17 protein-coding genes are annotated in these 17,676 nt (G+C 51.3%); 6 read left to right on the forward strand and 11 right to left on the reverse strand.

Annotation, left to right across the window (positions count from 1 at the left end):
* Positions 1 to 34: 34 nt before the first annotated feature.
* Positions 35 to 223 (reverse strand): protein DsrB, encoded by a 189-nt coding sequence (gene dsrB, locus GF617_RS18730; RefSeq protein WP_181619963.1) that lies wholly within the window; start codon positions 221 to 223, stop codon positions 35 to 37.
* Positions 224 to 352: 129 nt separating this feature from the next.
* Between dsrB and yodD the strand changes: the two genes are divergently transcribed.
* Both yodD and GF617_RS18740 read left to right on the forward strand, forming a co-directional pair.
* Positions 353 to 565: a YodD family peroxide/acid resistance protein gene (yodD, locus tag GF617_RS18735; RefSeq protein WP_203452238.1), complete on the forward strand. Its 213-nt coding sequence runs from the start codon at positions 353 to 355 to the stop codon at positions 563 to 565.
* A gap of 305 nt (positions 566 to 870) precedes the next feature.
* Entirely contained in the window at positions 871 to 1,680 is an 810-nt protein-coding gene (locus GF617_RS18740; protein ID WP_203452239.1) for a mannosyl-3-phosphoglycerate phosphatase-related protein, read from the forward strand.
* On the opposite strand, the gene dgcQ is transcribed toward GF617_RS18740, so the two are convergent.
* The 3 genes from dgcQ to GF617_RS18755 all read right to left on the reverse strand — a co-directional run bounded on the left by dgcQ (position 1,665) and on the right by GF617_RS18755 (position 4,644).
* Complete coding sequence (gene dgcQ / locus GF617_RS18745) at positions 1,665 to 3,365, reverse strand: cellulose biosynthesis regulator diguanylate cyclase DgcQ (RefSeq protein ID WP_203452240.1); 1,701 nt, start codon at positions 3,363 to 3,365, stop codon at positions 1,665 to 1,667. The two genes, GF617_RS18740 and dgcQ, sit on opposite strands and share 16 nt — an antisense overlap.
* Positions 3,366 to 3,471: 106 nt before the next feature.
* Complete coding sequence (locus GF617_RS18750; protein WP_181619967.1) at positions 3,472 to 3,654, reverse strand: YodC family protein; 183 nt, start codon at positions 3,652 to 3,654, stop codon at positions 3,472 to 3,474.
* A gap of 78 nt (positions 3,655 to 3,732) precedes the next feature.
* A complete protein-coding gene (locus GF617_RS18755; protein WP_181619968.1) occupies positions 3,733 to 4,644 on the reverse strand; it encodes a DUF808 domain-containing protein in 912 nt (303 codons plus the stop codon).
* Between the two features lie 177 nt (positions 4,645 to 4,821).
* Between GF617_RS18755 and yedA the strand changes: the two genes are divergently transcribed.
* A complete protein-coding gene (yedA, locus tag GF617_RS18760; RefSeq protein WP_203452241.1) occupies positions 4,822 to 5,736 on the forward strand; it encodes a drug/metabolite exporter YedA in 915 nt (304 codons plus the stop codon).
* Here yedA and GF617_RS18765 read toward each other — a convergent pair.
* The 4 genes from GF617_RS18765 to drpB are packed head-to-tail and all read right to left on the reverse strand — an operon-like array spanning position 5,696 to position 8,680.
* Positions 5,696 to 6,199, reverse strand: a complete 504-nt coding sequence (locus tag GF617_RS18765) for a very short patch repair endonuclease (protein WP_203452242.1) — start codon at positions 6,197 to 6,199, stop codon at positions 5,696 to 5,698. The two genes, yedA and GF617_RS18765, sit on opposite strands and share 41 nt — an antisense overlap.
* Positions 6,180 to 7,613, reverse strand: coding sequence for a DNA cytosine methyltransferase (locus GF617_RS18770; RefSeq protein WP_203452243.1), 1,434 nt, complete (start codon positions 7,611 to 7,613; stop codon positions 6,180 to 6,182). The genes GF617_RS18765 and GF617_RS18770 overlap by 20 nt, the downstream gene beginning before the upstream one ends.
* Positions 7,614 to 7,656: 43 nt before the next feature.
* A complete protein-coding gene (locus GF617_RS18775) occupies positions 7,657 to 8,358 on the reverse strand; it encodes a phosphohydrolase (RefSeq protein WP_181619972.1) in 702 nt (233 codons plus the stop codon).
* Between the two features lie 52 nt (positions 8,359 to 8,410).
* Positions 8,411 to 8,680 carry a cell division protein DrpB gene (gene drpB / locus GF617_RS18780; RefSeq protein WP_181619973.1) on the reverse strand — a complete coding sequence of 90 codons (270 nt, stop codon included), beginning with the start codon at positions 8,678 to 8,680 and terminating at the stop codon, positions 8,411 to 8,413.
* Positions 8,681 to 9,299: 619 nt separating this feature from the next.
* On the opposite strand from drpB, the gene GF617_RS18785 reads away from it, so the two are divergent.
* Complete coding sequence (locus GF617_RS18785; RefSeq protein WP_203452244.1) at positions 9,300 to 10,376, forward strand: porin; 1,077 nt, start codon at positions 9,300 to 9,302, stop codon at positions 10,374 to 10,376.
* A 57-nt stretch (positions 10,377 to 10,433) separates the two neighbouring features.
* Here GF617_RS18785 and GF617_RS18790 read toward each other — a convergent pair whose 3' ends face one another.
* A complete protein-coding gene (locus tag GF617_RS18790) occupies positions 10,434 to 11,297 on the reverse strand; it encodes an N-acetylmuramic acid 6-phosphate etherase (RefSeq protein WP_181619975.1) in 864 nt (287 codons plus the stop codon).
* A 164-nt stretch (positions 11,298 to 11,461) separates the two neighbouring features.
* Between GF617_RS18790 and GF617_RS18795 the strand changes: the two genes are divergently transcribed.
* Positions 11,462 to 13,090 carry a sensor histidine kinase gene (locus GF617_RS18795; protein WP_203452245.1) on the forward strand — a complete coding sequence of 543 codons (1,629 nt, stop codon included), beginning with the start codon at positions 11,462 to 11,464 and terminating at the stop codon, positions 13,088 to 13,090.
* Positions 13,087 to 13,806 carry a two-component system response regulator DcuR gene (gene dcuR, locus GF617_RS18800; protein ID WP_181619977.1) on the forward strand — a complete coding sequence of 240 codons (720 nt, stop codon included), beginning with the start codon at positions 13,087 to 13,089 and terminating at the stop codon, positions 13,804 to 13,806. Before GF617_RS18795 ends, dcuR begins: the two co-directional genes overlap by 4 nt.
* On the opposite strand, the gene GF617_RS18805 is transcribed toward dcuR, so the two are convergent.
* Together GF617_RS18805 and GF617_RS18810 are read right to left on the reverse strand one after the other, a co-directional pair.
* Positions 13,787 to 14,749, reverse strand: a complete 963-nt coding sequence (locus tag GF617_RS18805) for an FAD:protein FMN transferase (RefSeq protein ID WP_181619978.1) — start codon at positions 14,747 to 14,749, stop codon at positions 13,787 to 13,789. The two genes, dcuR and GF617_RS18805, sit on opposite strands and share 20 nt — an antisense overlap.
* A gap of 96 nt (positions 14,750 to 14,845) precedes the next feature.
* Positions 14,846 to 17,638: a flavocytochrome c gene (locus GF617_RS18810; protein WP_203452247.1), complete on the reverse strand. Its 2,793-nt coding sequence runs from the start codon at positions 17,636 to 17,638 to the stop codon at positions 14,846 to 14,848.
* Positions 17,639 to 17,676: the final 38 nt, after the last annotated feature.

Consider the following 17,676-nt stretch of genomic DNA (forward strand, 5'->3'; position numbering starts at 1 on the left):
TTTGCCGGGAAAGCGCACGCCTCCCGACACAACACTATTCTGCGGTTTCAACAAAGATCCCGTCGGGATGTCCTGCTTCGTTAAAGAACCAAATACCAAGCGGGTAGTCTTCCAGCGATACCAGGTACATTGTGCCTTCATTAAACTGCTCTATCGCCAGCACCACGCCAGGGCGGCGCGGCCCACCGTCCGTTTTGACGGTTACCCGATCGTTGACCTTCATACATTCCTCCTGTGGTTTTGAGCCAGTGTAGAACAAAACACATTATCTGGCATCGCTCGCCCGGTGCGAATGACGTTTTTCTGAGCAGTCTATACTTACCCATGGAGAAGGTGGAATGAGGTACGTGTAATGAAGAGTGGTAAAGAGAGCAGTAACGTCGACGTAAATGTCGATGCCCTGCTTGCAGCAATCAATGAAATCAGTGAAAGCGAGGTTCGCCGTACGGAAGACGACCCCACGAGGGTGATTGTCAATGGAAGGGATTACCATACCTACCGCGAGCTGGCCGAGGCGTTTGAACTCGACATTCACGACTTTAGCGTGACTGAAATAAACCGCTGAAGTGAAAAAAATCCCGGTCATGGGGATGACCGGGATGAAACTTGCTAATGCAAGAAGCACTTGAAAATTCGTTACACCAGGAAATCTGATGTGCCGTAGCACAGTATCTCCAACATTTTTGTATGACAAGTAATTATTTCCACTATAAATGTTTAATTGAATCAATGAGATTTTTTTAATTATACGTCTGAGCGGCCATCCGATGCGGGTTGGCAGGGATCGATTCCAGGTCATCCTCCTTCTTATCGCCCCTTTTCATTTGGGAATAATCTTAGGAAGATCATCAATACGTTGCAGGAGTTACTATGCTTTCACTCCAGGATTCGCTGTTGATTTTCACCGATCTTGATGGAACGCTACTGGATGTGCATACCTACGACTGGCAGCCTGCGGCAGCCTGGCTGGACACGCTGCTGGATCACCAAATCCCGGTGGTTCTTTGCAGCAGTAAGACCGCTGAAGAGATTATTGATATTCAGCAAGATCTCGGTCTGGAAGGGCTGCCGTTTATTGCTGAAAATGGGGCAGTCGTTCAGGCGGATATTCGCTGGGACGCATCCTACACCGCACCGCGACTTATACTGGGTGTACCACATAACGAAATTCGCCATGTGGTTGAACACCTCCGTCAACATCAAGGTTATCGATTCACCACTTTCGACGACGTTGATGAGCATACTGTCAGCCAGTGGACGGGCCTTAATCGTTCCCGATCAGGGCTGGCCCGCAAGCACGAAGCTTCCGTAACGCTGATCTGGCGCGATAGCGATGAGAACATGGCGCATTTTGAAGAGGCCCTTGTCAGGCAGGGTTTGAAATTCGTTCAAGGCGCACGCTTCTGGCACATTCTGGATGCCCGATGTGGCAAGGACTGGGCGGTTAAATGGGTCATTGAACAATACCGGCAACTCGACGGTATAGCCCTCACGACCATTGGCCTCGGTGATGGCCCTAACGATGCACCTCTGCTGGACAGCGTTGATTACGCCGTCATTGTGAAAGGGATAAACCGCCACGGTGTTCACCTTCTGGATGATCGCCCCGCGAGGGTTTATCACACTCAGCTACCCGGCCCTGCGGGTTGGCGTGAAGGGCTTGATCATTTCTTCTCGTGATCGTGCCATACCACCTGGTTGCGTCCAGATTGCTTGGCCTGATACAGACGTGCATCAGCGATAGACTGCAGCTGTTCAAAGTCATAATGACCTTTCTCTTGCGAGCCACTCACCCCCAGCGAGGCACTGACGCGTATTGTCGTGCTCTTTTTCACCAGAATCTCTTTGCTGTTAATGCGTGCGCGAATGCGCTCTGCAATCCCGGCGGCGGCCTCAAGCGTGATGCCTGGAAGCACAACACAGAACTCTTCCCCACCCACTCGCCCCGCCACATCATTACTGCGTAATCCGCTGGCAATTAACCCTGCGGCATGTGAAAGCACCTTGTCTCCGGCCTGATGGCCAAAGCGATCGTTAATGCTCTTAAAATGGTCCAGATCTATCTGAATCACCGCCAGCGGCAGTGACTTCTCCTGACACTGCACCGCCAGTATTTTAGCGCGCTCAAACAATGCACCTCGGTTATTCAGACGCGTCAGTGGATCATGCCATGCCTGCCACTGAAGCGAATGCTGAAGGGTATACATATTGCTCACCATTCGGCGGATGACCAGCCAGGAGATCAGCAGCATGGCGGTGAACAGCGCCCAAAGTAATGCCAGCGCGATGCTGATACTCCCAAAATCACCGCGCACGCCCTCATGCAGGGTGTGGATGCGCAGAACGACACCATCAAAATGGTCGAGCCGTTCCCAGGTTACAAAACGCGTTCCCATGCGAATTTCGCCCTGGGTATCGCTCTCAATAGCATGCGCTACCTGTGCCATTTCACGTTCATCAAAGCGATTAATATGACGGACAGAAGGTTCAGAAGAGGCAATCATATTGAGCCTGCTGTCGTAAAGCTGATACTCGCCTTCCGTATGATCATCCATTGCGTCCATCAGGAAGCGCTTCATGGTCGTTAAGGCAAAATCCATTGCGACAACGCCATACCAGTAGTGGTCATAATAGATTGGTACGCTTGCAGTAATTACCGGGGCATTGCCCGTGTACGCTGTCGGCGGAGAGACAAACCACCGTATCGCACGTGAACGATTTTCCCGCTCTGATTGTTGCGTAAACCAGGGCTGAGTGACGAACCGGTAGTAACGCGAGACGATATCAACGGTTTGAGATGTCGTGTCCGTAGAAAGATAAAAACCAGCACGCGAAATATAAAAAACCCGCTCTTCCCTTTGCGGTGACGAAGAGGCCAGACGGAGCAAATAGCCTAACTCAAGTGCCGCAGAAAGCTCGTTGTTCACCCGTTCGTCATCACGAGACAACAACGTTGTTTTTTCGACAAAAGCATCTGAGACGCCGTTTATCGGAAGTGTACGGTCTTTATCGACAGCAAGTTGCCAGAATGGCGTGTTACGTACCGTTTTAAAGCGAAAGACGGCATCATGCAGTACGCCAAAGGCAAGGGGTGTTTGCAGGGCATCACGCATGCTGTGACGGAAAAAAAGCAATTTATCAACATTAAACTGCAGTTGCCTGTCCAGTGCGTTGGCAACATTTTCCAGATGGTTACGTTGGCTGGATATATAAGCATCTTCCAGCACCACAACTTCACGCCAGGTCAATAGCGTGGAGAAGATCAAGACCACAAGAAAACAGAGATTCACAATCCGCCCTGGATTGCTTTGCTTTTGCAGCCACTGCAGAAAGGATCGTTTTACAACATAGGTATCACGCTGCACACACACTCCCTGATTACCCGTCTTCCCCTGCGTATACCCACCACGCGTGGAGACCTATGTAGAGACTCGCCAGTAAAAACGCCCGGACAAGCCGGGCGTTATGTGATTAAGCCTTGTCGCACTTTTGCCGTCCATCCCCCGGCTTGAGTTCGTCTTCACGAAACGCTTCTCGCTTGATGCCATAACCATCGTACCACCGGCATTCCACCATACCACTGGAATATCCGGTGACAATCATGCGAGGACCGCCCTTCTTAGGCTTAACTTCATCACTGACCAAAAAGACCATACCTGCCTCCTGTATCAGGGTGAAACTGTTTCAATTTAGACGAGGAATGGCCTTTTTGCATCCTTCAGGATGAAACAATTAGTGCGACGTTCCGCGGATCTTTCCGACAACCTTAACCGCCATGACGACGACGCCGCCAACGATAAACCCAAGAACCAGATTGAGCAGCGTCGGCAGGATTGCCGCCATCAACGCCCCCTGGGACGTTGCGAAATGTTCAATCGCATGGTGAAGTGGCGCAATACCATGTACCACAATCCCCCCTCCGACGAGAAACATCGCCAGCGTCCCGATAACGGACAAACTCTTCATCAACCAGGGAGCAAGGACCAGCAGTCCTCCACCAATCGCTTTCGCCACCTTACTGGATTTATCCGCCAGCCAGTAGCCGATATCATCCAGTTTGACGATGATCCCCACCAGACCATACACGCCCACGGTAACCAGAATCGCAATGCCGGACAGAATCAGCACCTGATTCAGCAACGGCGACTCAGAGACAATGCCCAGTGTGATCGCGACGATTTCTGCTGACAGAATAAAGTCGGTGCGAATGGCTCCTTTGATCTTATCGCGTTCAAACGTTTTTGGATCTTGTGCTGCAAGTGCCTCCAGTCGCTGCTGACGCGCCTCGGGCGTTTCTTTTTCTTTGCGGGAGGCCAGGGTATGCAGTACTTTTTCCACGCCTTCAAAGCACAGAAACGCCCCCCCAACCATCAGCAAAGGCGTAATCGCCCAGGGAATGAACGCACTGATCAGCAATGCCAGCGGGACCAGGATCACTTTATTGAGGAACGATCCCTTTGCCACTCCCCACACAACCGGTAATTCCCGGTTTGCGCGAACACCGCTGACCTGCTGCGCATTAAGCGACAAATCATCACCCAACACACCCGCGGTTTTTTTGGCCGCCAGTTTTCCCATAACCGAAATATCATCCAGCAAAGTGGCAATATCATCCAGCAATGTTAACAAGCTACTTCCTGCCAAAATCTCTATCCTTCTTTTTTTGATAATTAAGTGAATAGTATGGAGCAAAAGTGAAAGCGCTGGAACAAGTGCTTTAAGTCAACAATAAATTCACATCAACGCCACAATTAAGGGCTCGCCAGCGCGATAGTTTTGACGTTTACTATGAGCGACCTTTTTATTCCGTCGTGAGGGATTATGCGTTTCCGGCACTTATTACCACTCATTGGAGCACTTTTTTCGCTCTATATCATCTGGGGTTCGACCTATTTCGTCATTCGTATCGGTGTGGAAAGCTGGCCACCGCTAATGATGGCTGGCATTCGTTTTCTCTCTGCTGGCATTCTGCTGTTGGCTTTTCTACTGTTACGTGGGCATAAACTTCCCCCGTTACGACCGTTACTCAATGCCGCATTGATTGGTTTGCTGTTATTAGCTGTCGGGAATGGCTTTGTCACCGTAGCGGAACATCAAAATGTGCCATCAGGCATCGCGGCGGTTGTTGTGGCCACCGTTCCGCTGTTTACGCTCTGTTTTAGCCGCCTCTTTGGCATCCGTACCCGTAAACTGGAATGGCTGGGCATCGGAATTGGACTGGCCGGGATTATTCTGCTTAACAGCGGCGGCAATTTGAGCGGCAATCCCTGGGGGGCGTTATTGATTTTGATTGGCTCGATGAGCTGGGCGTTCGGCTCGGTGTATGGCTCACGTATCGAGTTGCCCTCCGGCATGATGGCCGGTGCAATCGAGATGCTGGCTGCGGGTATTGTACTGCTTACGGCCTCCATGCTGACCGGTGAGAAGTTAACGGCGATGCCGGACTTATCCGGTTTCCTGGCGGTGGGATATCTGGCCTTGTTTGGTTCGATCATCGCCATTAACGCCTATATGTTCCTGATCCGCAGTGTGTCACCTGCCGTCGCGACCAGTTATGCCTATGTTAACCCTGTTGTTGCGGTATTACTGGGAACAGGTTTTGGCGGAGAAACGTTATCAACCGTCGAATGGCTGGCTCTTGGGGTGATCATTCTTGCAGTTGTGCTCGTGACACTGGGCAAATATTTACTGCCCGCTAAACCCGTGGTGACACCTTGTGAGGCAGAGAAACCTTAACCATGTGAATGCCCTGAGTATCGATCTGCGCGGCTTGTCCGCCGTCGCAGATCCACTCTTCCAGTCGGTCGATTAACGCAACATCATCCAGCTTCATTTTGCCGCGTAGTGCACACTCCCAGACGACCAGAACCCGCCATCCCTGCGCAACAAGTGCGGCAATGTCCCGCGCATCTCGCGCAACGTTTTTGCCAATTTTATCCAGCCAGAATTCGGTTCGCGTGGCAGGAACCTTAAACAAATAGCAATGATGGTGATGCCAGAAACAACCGTGGGTGAAAATAATGCACTGGTACTCGTCGATGACAAAATCAGGACGGCCGGGAAGCGTCGTTTCCTGCACCCGGAATGCAAAACCTGCCTGTGAAAGCCCTCTGGCAAGGCGCTTTTCAATCTCGGTATCACGCGTGCCTATCGCACGCATGTTTTTACTGCGCATAGCCTTATTGTGCACATCCGTCATTAACGGCCTCACGCTGGCGAAGTTTGGCCGCCTGTTTAATTCGCGACTCCAGCAGTTTTGCCACCGCCGCAAAAGCCGGAACCACGACTGAGTTGCCAAATTGTCGGTAAGCCTGCGTATCTGATACAGGGATGCGGAAACTGTAGCCTTGAGGCGTCTCAAACCCCATCAAACGGGCGCACTCACGTGGAGTCAAACGACGGGGACGATGGCGCTGGTTTTGCGGGTCGTCAAAGTCCTTCTCCCCTAGCGCTTTATCCCAGCCTCTGTCGATCAGGATCTCTGCGCCATCTTTATAGTAGCGAGCAGACAATGTTCGGGTAACGCAGTGTGGGTCTGTTGGGTCGACCATCCCAAAACCAAAGCCGTTGCCTTTCGCCTGGTGCTTTTTGGCATAACGGTAGAGATATTTCCACAACACGGGCGTCAGGATAAATTTTGCATCCACAACAGGCTCCAGCAGGCTGGCAAGTGATGGCCGGCGAGTTGGATATAAAGCCGGAATATCACGCAGGGTAAAATCACCGCGCAAATTGAGATCGCGACGGAATCCCACCAGCACAATGCGCTCCCGATGCTGAGGAAGAAAATGCTTACCATCAATAATTTTAGGGTCGTCAGCGCCCATATCCTGCGCATCAGCCACGTCATAACCCAGCTCATCAAGAGTTTGCATGATAATGCGGAAGGTTTTCCCCCCATCATGGCTCTTGAGATTCTTGACGTTTTCCAGCACAAAAATAGCCGGGCGGCGCGCATCAATAATACGGACAACATCAAAAAACAGCGTTCCCTGCGTATCGCAGGCAAAACCATGCGCACGCCCCAGTGCATTTTTTTTCGAGACCCCCGCAAGGGAGAATGGCTGACACGGGAATCCCGCCAGCAGAACATCATGGGCAGGGATCGTTGCGCGAATATGCTCTGCGGCCTCTTCATCCGTGACTCCGCTTTTGTGGCTCAACGTAACATCACGAATATCGGTATTAAAATGGTGAGCGGAAGGATCACAATACCAGTTGGCTTTATAAGTGCGCACCGCATGTTTGTTCCATTCACTGGTAAACACACATTGCCCGCCAATCGCTTCAAACCCGTGACGAATCCCCCCTATCCCGGCAAAGAGATCGATAAATCGGAAAGCATACGCCGGATGAGCTGCACAAGGCCGCGGCAGCAGATTCTGCAAGAGCCGAAACTCGCCGTCACTCATGCGATGCCCGGCGCGCTCACTGGTAAGCAGTCGTTTAAGAATCGCCGGGCTCCAGTGACTCTCACCGTGAGCCTCCAGCTGATTTGCCAGAGTTTTAGCATCATAAATGTCCAGCAGATGCTGCAATAACGCCTGCACAGCGGCCGTGGATTTCTCTGCCAGCTGAAGTTCGGGCTCAGTCACTGATCGATTTTCCTGCATTCTTTTAACCGGACAATAAAGACGGCGGACAGATTACCACAGTTCAGGATGTCAAACTGCGGCGGAAACGGCGTTGAACCTGGCTATCTAAACCCAGGCAATCCCCCTGTAATTCAGCGCTCAATTTGGCCATGAATTGGATCAGAAAATCGGCATTGTGGCGTGCCAGTTCACGGCCTATTTCTGTTTGCATCGTTTCGGGTAAACGGAGCAGCTTGGTCTGGAAATGATCGAGGGCAAATTTCCGGTCATCCAGCGTACGGGCATCCGCAAAGGGGTCCTCGGCATCAAATAATGCAACGCCAAGTGCACCAGACACAGCAAAAACGCGCGCCAGGCCAATAGCGCCTAATGCTTCTAGCCTGTCGGCATCCTGGACAATGCAGGCCTCCACCGTTTTTGGCGCAATCGCGGCGCTGAAGCTGTGCGCTTCAATGGCATGCTCGACGGCAGCATAGCTTTCTGTCGGAAAATCAGGGAAATCACGACTCAGAATTTGGCGAGTTTTACGTGCCGCTAACTGAGATGACTGACTGCGTTGCGGATGGTTTTTGGGCAGGCTAACAATGTCATGAAAATAGCACGCCGTGAGGACGACCAGGTGATCGACTGTTTGGTTAACCATGATGCGCTGCGCCGTCATCCAGACACGGCGGAAATGGGAAATATCATGTGCTGCGTCGTCCGTAGCATGATTTTCTTCAAGCCAACATTCGAAACGGTGTTGCCACTGAGAAAGTGTCATTATCACGTCCTGTCACCGGAAATCGCTACAATAACAACTTTTCTCAGCGCTATCACGAGTTGTCCGCACGAGGGCGCGTATACCAGGCAATCCCGCCCAGGATCAGTCCCACCGTACCCAGGACCAGGAAACCCAGCAATGCACCCAGCCATTTACCGCTGGTCGATCCTAAATCGCCCTCAACCACTGTACCAGACAGGGCTGGAATTTTACTGACAACCCACATATAGCGGACCATAGCCCAGACAAAGTAGCCGCAAAATGCGTAGAACACCCACAGGGCCAGTTTGCCTCCCAGGCTACGTTCGTTTTGTTGTTCCATCTTGAACCCTTACTCAACGGTCAATACGCGTGACCGTTTTCACATAGCACACACCATTTTGTGATATTTATCACATTTTGTCATTTAATGCTGCCATCGGCGACCCTTTCAAGCCATCAGTTTGCGTTAAGTTGATCTCAGGCAAGTTTTCCCGCGTCCCCCCTGATCCAGTAATACGAATGAGCATAATAGATGACACGTCTGATTTTATTGAATGATATGAATAAGTGAGTTCCTGGCATTTCAGAATAAAAAATGCTGAGAAATATTTCCTGAAGAGTAAGTAAAAGTAATCATTACTGGACTCAAAAATAACACCATACCCATTATTTATATTTCAACCAGAAAACATAGATATCGCAACTAATATACAAATAAAAAATATCCATAAAACGACAATAAACATAGCAAATACATAATCATGCATTAAATTAATGCATTTCAAACAATCATTCACATGAAAAATAAAGAGACAAACTGAAATATATAGAAATACTTTTTATCATTTAATTACATATATTTTTGAAACTAAATGCGAACACTTAGAATAGTATCAACCCCGTGATTCCGGAGGGTAATCACGTATATTCATAATATCTATATTTAAAGGGAATATATAATGAAAAGAAAAGTTCTGGCTATTCTTGTACCCGCATTATTAGTGGCTGGCGCAGCAAATGCAGCTGAAATCTACAGCAAAGACGGCAACAAAATAGATTTCTACGGCAAAATGGTCGGTGAACGCGTCTGGTCGAGCACTGATAGCAACAACAGCGAGAATGCTGATACCTCTTACGCACGTTTCGGCGTCAGAGGCGAAACGCAAATCAACACTCAACTGACGGGTTTCGGCCAGTTTGAATACAACATCGATGCCAGCAAACCTGAAGGTAGCCAGGACGAAAGCACCCGTCTGGCTTTTGCTGGCCTGAAATACGCTGACTACGGCTCATTCGATTATGGCCGTAACTACGGCGTAGCCTATGATGCAGCTGCGTATACTGATATGTTAGTTGAATGGGGTGGCGATTCATGGGCCTCTGCAGACAACTTCATGAATGGTCGTGCCAACGGTGTAGCAACTTACCGTAATACCGATTTCTTCGGCATGGTTGATGGCCTTAATTTCGCGCTGCAATACCAGGGCAAGAATGACAACCGCGTCCAAAGCAAAGCAAATGGCGACGGCTACAGTATGTCCGTCAACTACAATGTAGATGGTTTTGGCTTTGTCGGCGTTTATGGTAAATCTGACCGTACCAACCAGCAGAGTGCTGATGGCTACGGCGACAACGCAGAAGTCTGGTCACTGGCTGCAAAATATGACGCAAACAGTGTCTATGCTGCAGTGATGTACGGCGAAACCCGTAACATGACGAAAACGGGCTCAGACCACGGTTTTGCTAACAAAACCCAGAACATTGAAGCTGTCGTTCAGTACCAATTCGATTTCGGCCTGCGTCCATCCCTGGGCTACGTCTATTCTCAGGGCAAAGACCTGGGTGCTAAAGACGGCCAGAAAGGCGTTAATGCAGATCGTGTCAATTACATCGAAGTGGGTACCTGGTACTACTTCAACAAAAACATGAACGTGTACACCGCTTATAAATTCAACCTGCTGGATGAAGAAGACGGTGCGATTACCGGTAACGCCACTGACGACCAGTTCGCAATGGGTATTGTTTACCAGTTCTAATCCCCATCAATACCAAAGCCCGCGTTAGCGGGCTTTTTTTGTCTTTAAGGCTTATTCTTAAGGTGCTTCCTGCAATGCCACGCGAATAAATCCATTATTCTGTGCAAGCAAGTCATGGGCTTTCCATGCATCCAGCCCAGTGAGCACCATCAACACCGCTGTTTTGCAATTACCGTTACAACTCTCCAGCGCGGCTTTCGCGACAGACCGGTTACACCCTCCCGCTTCCATCACGATGGCAATTTGCCGCTCAGCCCATTTGGTGCTGCTGGCTTCAAGGTCAACGCGCAAGTTGCTGTATACGCGGCCGGAACGAATAGCCAGGCCAGTCATAATCATATTGAGGATCATTTTTTGGGCGATCCCCGCTTTCGCATTCACGTACCCCGCCACCACATCTGCACCAAGTTCAGGGGCAATCACCATGCTCGCTAATTGTGCGGCTTCACTTTGCGCATCCTCAGTAATGATAGCGACAGGCGAACCCAGCGACCAGCCATGGCGCATCGCTCCCCAGACCCAGGGCGTCTTTCCACTGACGGTGAGCGCCAACATCATATCGTGCTCGCCAAAGTTGATATCCTGAAGGGCGGCAACACCGCGTTCATAGCTTCCCGCCACATCACCCGCCGTCAGGCTGATGACTGGATGTTTTCCAGGCGCAAATTCTGCCGCCGCTTGTTCGGCCATGCGTCCCGAAGGCCCCGCGCCAACGATCACTAAACGGCCACCGTGACTAAGCGTCGCCGCCGCATTATCCACGACACGAGCAATGGTATTTAAAAATGGTGTAATCGCGTCGGAGATCTGTGCATCGTCCTGGTGAATGACATTCAGCATATCCAGCGTAGACAATCTGTCGATATTCATCGTGCTGGCGTGCCGTCTTTCCTTGACTGAACCGGTAAGCATAATGCTCATAAACTGCCTCCTTCTTATGAGTTCCCACACACTATAAAGTGTTTTATATGGATGACCTGCGAAGGGGGTCACGAAAAGAAGAGCATTTGCATGCTTTTACATGGCTTTAAGAAAAGCGCGTCATCGGCGATAATTAGCCCTTTCTTATTCATCGCGGAGTTTTAATGAGCGATTTACAGCCTTTCACTCTGACGCGCAAGCGTCCCATGAAACTGAACACATTAGTGACGTTAATGGTGTGCGGGATTATCGGCTCGGTTTTGCTGGTCGTGTTTGCACTCTATTCAGTGCAGATCACCAGAGCAACTCGTGATGATGTCAAAGATACAGCCCTCGGGATTGCCAGAACCCTTGCTGACAGCCCGGAAGTCAAACGCGGGCTAATGCAACCGCCTCAAGCCGATATCATTCAGCCCATTGCCCAGGCCGTGACACAGCGCAACGACCTGCTGTTTGCGGTTGTCACTGACATGCGGGGCATCCGTTATTCTCACCCGAACGAAGCCCTGCTTGGGCTGCATTTTATTGGTGATGACCTGCTTCCGGCTTTAGAGGGCAAAGAGAATGTCTCGGTGAACCGGGGCGTCCTCGCTGAAGCCTTGCGCGTTTTTACCCCCATCTATGATGCCCAACACCAGCAGATTGGCGTTATCGTGGTAGGGATCTCACTCAATAAAGTGGAAGAACAGATTACTCGAGGTCGCCAAAACGCCCTCTGGACCATTCTTTTCAGTATTCTGATGAGTTCATTGGGGATCTGGGGTCTGGTTCGGGTCCTGAAGCGCATCCTGTTTGGTCTCGAACCCTATGAAATTTCGGCGTTATTTGAACAACGCCAGGCGATGTTGCAGTCGCTCAGAGAAGGTGTTGTTGCTGTCGATATTCAGGGGCGGGTTACGATGATAAACCATGCCGCACGGCAGATGTTACTTCTGCCCGCAGGTCACCAGACCGAAACATCAGGTGAAGCGCCCCACTCTCCTCTGCTGGCAAGCCTGCGCGACGTATCGAAAACGGGTGTTGCGCGGCAGGATCAGGAAATTAACTGCAATGGGCGGCTGTTACTGTGCAATATGGTTCCAGTCAAAAGTCAAAACCAGATCATTGGTGCAATCAGCACCTTCCGCGATAAAACCGAGATCAGCCAGTTGATGCAACGTATTGACGGTATGGTCAACTATGTCGATGCGCTTCGCTCCCACACCCATGAATTTATGAATAAGCTGCATGTAATTCTGGGCCTGCTGCACATGAAGCGTTATGACAAACTGGAAGAGTACATTATCCAGACAGCACATAATTATCAGACCGATATTGGGGCGATTCAGCACAAAATTAAATCGCCGGTGATTGCCGGCTTTCTGCTGGGCAAAATTAATCGCGCCAAAGAGGCCGGAGTCAGCCTGTCATTGGCGGATGAATGTCAATTGCCGGATACCGCCAATGAACAACAGGTGGCAGTGCTGATTACCGTTCTGGGCAATTTGATTGAAAATGCCCTGGATGCCATGGTCGGTCAGGCTGAAGGTGAAATCAGCCTGCTGCTGCACTATCAAAATGGCTGGCTCAGTTGTGAGGTCAGCGATGACGGTCCGGGAATCGACCCCATGCGGCTTGACGATATTTTTACGAAGGGCTACTCAACGAAGGGTGAAAACCGTGGTGTTGGGCTGTTCCTTGCACGTCAACAGCTCCAGAATCTGGGCGGAGATATCACCGTCGAATCGGAGCCTGGCGTATTTACCCAATTTTTTGTTCAGATCCCCTGGGATAGCGAGAGGAATATCGCGTGATAAATGTATTAATTGTCGATGATGATGCCATGGTAGCCGACCTCAACCGTCTGTACGTCAACCGTGTAGAAGGTTTCAGCTGCTGTGGCGTCGCCTCCACGCTTAACCAGGCCGAGGCGCTCATCAATAATCCGGGTCACCCCATCGATCTGGTGCTGCTGGATGTCTATATGCAGCAAGACAATGGGCTTGATCTTCTGCCCATTATTCGCGCGTCAGGTCGCCCTATTGATGTGATTATGATCTCATCAGCCTCTGATGCCACGACAATCCAGACCTCGATGCACTACGGCGTGGTGGACTATCTGATTAAACCCTTCCAGTTCCCACGCTTTGAAGAGGCGCTCAACGGCTGGAAAGCCAAAAACAGCCTGATGGGTTCACACCAGTATTATGAGCAGGCGGATGTGGACAGGCTGCTGCACGGCGGAGCGCCTGAGCTGGCCGACAGCAAGCGACTGCCAAAAGGACTCACCCCGCAAACGCTGCGCACCATTTGTCAGTGGATTGACGGACATCCGGAGACAGAATTCTCAACCGATGACCTGGCGAATGCAGTCAACATTTCGCGCGTGTCGTGTCGTAAATATCTGATTTGGCTTGCGCAAATCAACATTCTGTTTACCAGCATTCACTACGGCGCGACCGGACGTCCGGTCTATCGTTATCGCCTCCAGCCAGAGCAGATGGCACTGCTCAGACAATATTGCCAGTAACGCGGTATTGGCTGTCCAATAACGTAAAGCGGAAGTGGTTCATCGACGAGATAACAACCTCTTTCGCTTTCGTCACAAAGATTGCCTCAATATCGGGCCGCGCATGCAGCGCGGCACATCCCTTCTCAACGCCCATGCCATACATCAGCGTGGTCCAGATATCGCCGTCGAGAGAGTGGGATGAAATAATCGTGACACTGTCCAGCTCATTATCCAGCGGATATCCCGTACGGGGATCAAGGATGTGGTGATAGCGTTTGCCATTTAGCTCAAAATAACGCTCATACGTCCCCGACGTCACGACGGAGAGATTCTCCACCTCCATCGACCCAATCAGTTCATCGTGTGCAAAGGGCTTTTTCAATCCCACGCTCCAGCCCCCTTCCGGCGATCCTAGCGTCTGAATATTACCGCCCAGATTTATCAGCCCCCGTTCAACGCCCTGTTTGCGCAGATAATCCCGCACCCGATCAGCAATATACCCTTTGGCGATTGCACCAAGATCAATCTCCATGCCCGCCTGAGTCAGAAAAACGCTGGTATTTGCGTCATCAAGTACCACATCGTCAGGATGAGTGATGGCAAGCAGTGCACGAATCTCCTGTGCCGGCGGCACGGTGTCGCCCTTAAAACCAATTTTCCAGCGTTTCACCAGTGGGCCAATCGCCAGATTAAATGCACTTCCCGGCAGCACGCTGGCGGCTTTAGCACAACGAATCAGCTCATACACCGGGCGGCTAACGACCACCGGATGCTGCCCGGCCGCAAGGTTGATATCCATCACCTGAGAAGGTACACGGTTTACAGTGAGTAAATCTTCATACTGCTTGATTAAGCGGAAAACGCGAGAAGCCAGGGCTTCGTCGTGGGAAAAAAGCTTCAGGAGAATGGGAGACCCCATCAGGACGGCAGAATAGCTGTAAACGCGATGATCGGCAGGCATGCAGTAGCTCCTCGGTTGTAGCCCCGGTCAGCGCCACGCCGCCGGGGAGATTGCCGGACAAGCGTGATGCTTATCCGGCCTACAATGACGGCTGACTTATGCTTTTTTTGAACGCATCGCCGCCTGATGCCCGGCAAGAGTACCAAAAATAATGATATCCGCCACTGCGTTGCCGCCGATACGGTTGCCGCCGTGGATACCGCCAACCACTTCACCAGCGGCAAATGCCCCTGGGATCACGTTGTGATCGTTATCCAGCACGCAGGTGTCGGTGTTGATTGTCACCCCGCCCATTGTATGGTGCACACCTGGCGCAATCTGGATCGCGTGGAACGGGCCTTCATTGATTGGTGCACGCAATGCGGTCGTACGGCCAAAATCATCATCATGCTGTTTTTCAACAAAGCTGTTGTAGCGCTCCAGCGTCGCCAGGAAGGTGTGGTAATCCATACCCAATGCTTCTGCCAGTGCTTTTGGTGAACTGGCGCTGGTGACAAACCCTTTGGCAATGTATTCGTCAGCGGCTTTGTTTTTAGCACGGACATGCTCATCAAAGACGATGTAGGCATATTTTTCAGGCAGGGCGATGATCTGCGCCGATACTTTGTCGCGGGTCTCCATTTCGTTGAAGAAACGGCGCCCTTGCTGGTTCACCAGAATGGCCCCGCCACCACGAATTGATTCGGAAATCAGGTACGAGGTTTTCTGTTCCACGGTTGGATGGATCTGGATCTCACCCATATCCACAGTCCCCGCGCCAATGCGTTCCAGTAATGCGATACCGCCGCCTGTCGCACCTTTATGGTTGGTGGTCACAAAGCCTTCCAGGTCAGGGCGATATTTTACGACCATTTGGCTGTTTGCACTGAATCCACCGGTTGCCATGATGACGCTTTTGGTCGCGACGGTGACAATGTCGTTCTCTTCCGTCGTTAAACGCACGCCCGTCACTTCACCGTTTTCGAAGATAATCTCGCTTACTGACGTATCAAGCATCACGTCGATATTGCGTTTGTTGACGTTACGCACCAGACCGCTGATCAGATAACCGCCTACCGCAGAACCATCTTTTGGACGGTGGGTACGGTCAATGCTCATTCCCCCGGTGGTGGTGATGTCGTTCAGCATAATCCCACGCGTTGCCAGCCATTCAATGGCCTCTGGCGCATTTTCAACAAAGCGGCGCAGCAGCTCTGGATTATTTTTGTTTTTGCCGCCTTTCAGCGTCTCCTGGTAGAACAGCTCTTTGCTGTCCTGGATACCTTTCACACGCTGGAAACGGGTTTCCGCAGCGTTCATCCCGGCAGACGCTTTGATGGTGTTCCCGCCGATAGTCGGCATTTTCTCAACAATCAGTACGCTAGCGCCTTCATCGTGAGCCTGAATAGCCGCGGCCAGCCCTGCGCCGCCACTCCCGACAACCACAACGTCTACGCATTTGGTTTCATTAGGATCTACACCCTCTTCAGCAGCAAGTGCCTTACTGGATTTCACCATCGCTTTTGACACCGCTTTCTTAACCGCTTCGCTTTGGCTGGTTGCCCCCGTGATGGCATCCACATGCGGGGTGTTGGCATCCAGAATACGCGAGCGGATCTCTTCGAAGCTGGTCACAAACTCAACGTCCTGATTTGGACCTTCAGCCAGCTCAATATCGGCAATACGGTCGGTCTCCAGGCTGACATTGATGACCAGCTCATTCACATCATCCTGCACTTTCTCGACAAACATGCCCGGTTTGAATCTGGATTCCGTCATGCTCATATCGCGGATCATCGCCTCTACCAGCGAGAATCGCCACAGCGGCTCCGGGATGCTCAACGCTTCACGTTTGGTGCTGTCCATAAACAGCTCAAGGGTTTCACCCTCACGAATGCGGTCAGTCCAGTCCGGGTATGCAATGGTCGCACGACCCACGGCAATCAGGTCGTAGCCGTGATCCAGCGCGTCATTCACATCCGACGCATTGACGACGCCGCCCACGCCCATCACCGGTATTTGTGCCAGCGTTTCTGAACGCAACGCACAATATTTTTCGATAAGCGGGGTCGGATCTTGTGTATCGACAATGGACGGACGCAGCGTTGCGCCAACGGAAAAGTGCAGATAATCCACACCACGTGCCGCCAGTTTTTCCAGCAAATACATGGTGTCGTCAAAGCGAATTCCGGGGACTTCCATCTCTTCCGGGGAGAAGCGGTAGCCAATGATGAATGCGTCATCTGCGTACTGGCGTACCATTTTGTGGGTGATATCCAGCACAGCCAGCGGGAACTTCGCACGGTTGTCACGGCTGCCACCCCATTCATCGTCACGCTGGTTAGAGTTCGGAGAGTAGAATTGCTGGATCAGATAGGTGTTCGCACCGTGGATCTCGACACCATCGAAACCGGCCTGAATGGCACGGCGAACGGCCTCACCAAACTTGCCGATCATGCCTTCTACTTCGTCTGCCGTTAAGGCAACCGGCGTTGCAGCCCCATCGCGCGGTGCAGCAACAGCACTTGGTCCAACAGGGGTACGGCCACCGATCAGTTTTGGGTCGACCATACGACCACCATGATAAATCTGCAGAAGGGCTTTCGACCCTTTGGATTTAATGGCCTCCGCGATTTTGGCCAGACCGGCGATTTTCTCATCGTTATCGATGCCAATCGCGCCAGGGAAAGCCAGGCCGAGATCGTCGACAAAACAGCATTCCACGATGATTGTACCGATGCTGCCAGAACGCGCCCGGTAGTACTCCACCAGCTCACTGGTGACTGTGCCGTCATAATAACCAGTACAGGTGGTCATTGGGGCCATTAATAAGCGGTTTTTCAGTTCTGTGCCATTCGGTAATGTGAATGGGCTAAGGAAGGTGCGAACAAGTTCCTGATATGAGATCATCATATTCATCCGGAGCGCATCCCAGAGGGACATCATGA

The sequence above is a fragment of the Lelliottia sp. RWM.1 genome, assembly GCF_016859735.1.
Taxonomy (GTDB): domain Bacteria; phylum Pseudomonadota; class Gammaproteobacteria; order Enterobacterales; family Enterobacteriaceae; genus Enterobacter.

Coding starts and splice junctions, on each gene's coding strand:
- dsrB (WP_181619963.1), bottom strand. CDS start 223: ATGAAGGTCAACGATCGGGTAACCGTCAAAACGGACGGTGGGCCGCGC.
- yodD (WP_203452238.1), top strand. CDS start 353: ATGAAGAGTGGTAAAGAGAGCAGTAACGTCGACGTAAATGTCGATGCC.
- GF617_RS18740 (WP_203452239.1), top strand. CDS start 871: ATGCTTTCACTCCAGGATTCGCTGTTGATTTTCACCGATCTTGATGGA.
- GF617_RS18750 (WP_181619967.1), bottom strand. CDS start 3,654: ATGGTCTTTTTGGTCAGTGATGAAGTTAAGCCTAAGAAGGGCGGTCCT.
- yedA (WP_203452241.1), top strand. CDS start 4,822: ATGCGTTTCCGGCACTTATTACCACTCATTGGAGCACTTTTTTCGCTC.
- GF617_RS18765 (WP_203452242.1), bottom strand. CDS start 6,199: ATGACGGATGTGCACAATAAGGCTATGCGCAGTAAAAACATGCGTGCG.
- GF617_RS18770 (WP_203452243.1), bottom strand. CDS start 7,613: ATGCAGGAAAATCGATCAGTGACTGAGCCCGAACTTCAGCTGGCAGAG.
- GF617_RS18775 (WP_181619972.1), bottom strand. CDS start 8,358: ATGACACTTTCTCAGTGGCAACACCGTTTCGAATGTTGGCTTGAAGAA.
- drpB (WP_181619973.1), bottom strand. CDS start 8,680: ATGGAACAACAAAACGAACGTAGCCTGGGAGGCAAACTGGCCCTGTGG.
- GF617_RS18785 (WP_203452244.1), top strand. CDS start 9,300: ATGAAAAGAAAAGTTCTGGCTATTCTTGTACCCGCATTATTAGTGGCT.
- GF617_RS18790 (WP_181619975.1), bottom strand. CDS start 11,297: ATGAGCATTATGCTTACCGGTTCAGTCAAGGAAAGACGGCACGCCAGC.
- GF617_RS18795 (WP_203452245.1), top strand. CDS start 11,462: ATGAGCGATTTACAGCCTTTCACTCTGACGCGCAAGCGTCCCATGAAA.
- GF617_RS18805 (WP_181619978.1), bottom strand. CDS start 14,749: ATGCCTGCCGATCATCGCGTTTACAGCTATTCTGCCGTCCTGATGGGG.
- GF617_RS18810 (WP_203452247.1), bottom strand. CDS start 17,638: ATGATCTCATATCAGGAACTTGTTCGCACCTTCCTTAGCCCATTCACA.